Annotated in this window: 1 protein-coding gene; it reads left to right on the forward strand. The window is 48.9% G+C overall.

Going from position 1 to position 2,057, the window contains the following annotated elements:
* On the forward strand, positions 1–2,057 hold a 2,057-nt coding region (locus QL223_RS25830), incomplete at both ends, for a condensation domain-containing protein (protein WP_281546352.1).

Consider the following 2,057-nt stretch of genomic DNA (forward strand, 5'->3'; position numbering starts at 1 on the left):
CAGTTCAAGGCGGATGTCACTGACCAACTCCGTGCCCTGCTGCCCGACTATATGGTTCCTTCTACCCTCGCGCTGGTTGATGAAATTCCACTCAGTGCGAACGGTAAAGTTGACCGCAAGCAAGCTCAGATACTTCTGGCTGAGCATGCTGACGCACAGCACACTACCCTGACCCCCCCAAAAGGCGATAAGGAGTGTCAGGTAGCCAGCGTATGGCAAGCACTGTTACCGGACAGAAGCATCGGAAGGGAAAGCCACTTTTTCTCTCTCGGCGGTGATAGCTTGTTAGCCACCCAGGTCATTTCAACGCTACGTGAAAATGGGCTGACCGCTGAACAGCCTCTCCGTCTGTTGTTTGCACAACCTGTGTTGGCCGAATTTGCTGCCGGACTCTCATTCGAGAACGCCGAGCCGCTTTCCACCCTGGTTCCCGACCCGGACGCTCGCTTTGAACCTTTCCCACTGACAGAGGTTCAGCGTGCCTATTGGATGGGCCAGTCACCTGGACTGCCACTCAACTGTGGTACCCATTATCTGGTCGAGCTGGATGGTGAGAACGTCAATGTTGGACGGCTTGAACAGGCTTGGAACAGCCTGGTTCAGCATCATGACATGCTCAGGGTTACGATAGACAAAGAGGGGAATCAGCGCGTACTGCCTTTCTTCCCGGGTATTGAGACGCTTTGTCACCGATTCGATGACATGAGAGATGGTCAAGGTGAACAACTTGCGCAGCAGTGGCTTCATCAACAGTTCCATACAACATCATCTGCCAGCAAAAACAGTGACGTCGGGTCTTCGGCTCAAATGCACCATCTGTTTGCTGTCTCTTATCACGATGCAAAAGGAAACCCTCGCTGTCGTGTCGGAATTATATTCAACTATCTCACTCTAGATGGATTCAGTATCAAATTGCTTCTAGAGCAATTAAGCCGGACATACTTAGATCCAGAGAGCCTCCCCTCAAAAACAGACCTACTGTTCCGGGACTATGTCAATCAAATTGCGCCAAGTAATGAAGAAAAACAAAACGCTGAAACATTCTGGTTGAATAAACTTGCAGAACTCCCGTTAAAAGCATCTCTTCCTTTGGCGACAGAACCAGAACGCTTGGCGCATCCAATATTCACAAGGCGGGAACATCGTTTGCCGGCAGAAGATTGGCAAGCATTAAAAGACAAGGCGCAAAAGTACCAAATCACCCCTTCTGTTTTGCTTCTAACCGCATACAGTGAAGTGCTTCGCCTTTGGAATGGCGGGAAAGATCATTCTATCAATCTGACTTTGTTTGATCGCCAACCTGTGCATCAAGACATCAATCGTATTCTGGGTGACTTCACCACACTGGCACCCGTAGGTTTTTGTCGTGAAGAAGAATCAACTCTGATCGAACAAGCTAAAAAGACCCAACGGGAGATCGCTGATGTTCTGGAAAATAAAGCCGTCTCTTCTATATGGATTCAACGGCAACGCTCTCATGAAATGAGTCTCACAGCTGCCTCTCTCCCAATCGTGTTCACGAGCACATTAGGGCTTGGTAATGGGCTATTTGAACAGGGTGAATCGGGTTTCCCTAAAATGGTTGCCGGTGGTTTATCCGAAACCCCGCAAGTCTGGTTAGATCATCAGCTTTATGAATTTGATAAAGAGCTTGCTTTATCTTGGGACAGTGTTGATGCCTTATTCCCAGAGGGAATGATCGATGACATGTTTAATACTTATATTGCGCTCATTGATAATCTAATCACCGTTGACTGGGATACACCAATTCACCTTGTATTACCTAACAAACAGCGTGAATCAAGGCTGGCAATAAATCACACTGACCAAGCCTTTTCAACCAGAACCATACATCAATCCTTCTTTGAAATGGCGGCGGAAACCCCCGAACGCACTGCCATTATTTCTGACCAACATTCCCTCTCCTATGGCGAGCTCGCTCAAGCTGCCCTGCAACTGGCCGCTTTCCTCACCGAGCACGGGGTTCAACCCGGTGAACCTGTTGCCGTCACCCTTCCAAGGGGACACAATCAGGTCATCGCTGTCCTTGGTATTCT

Source organism: Grimontia sp. SpTr1 (genome assembly GCF_947387585.1).
Classification (GTDB): Bacteria; Pseudomonadota; Gammaproteobacteria; order Enterobacterales; family Vibrionaceae; genus Enterovibrio; species Enterovibrio indicus.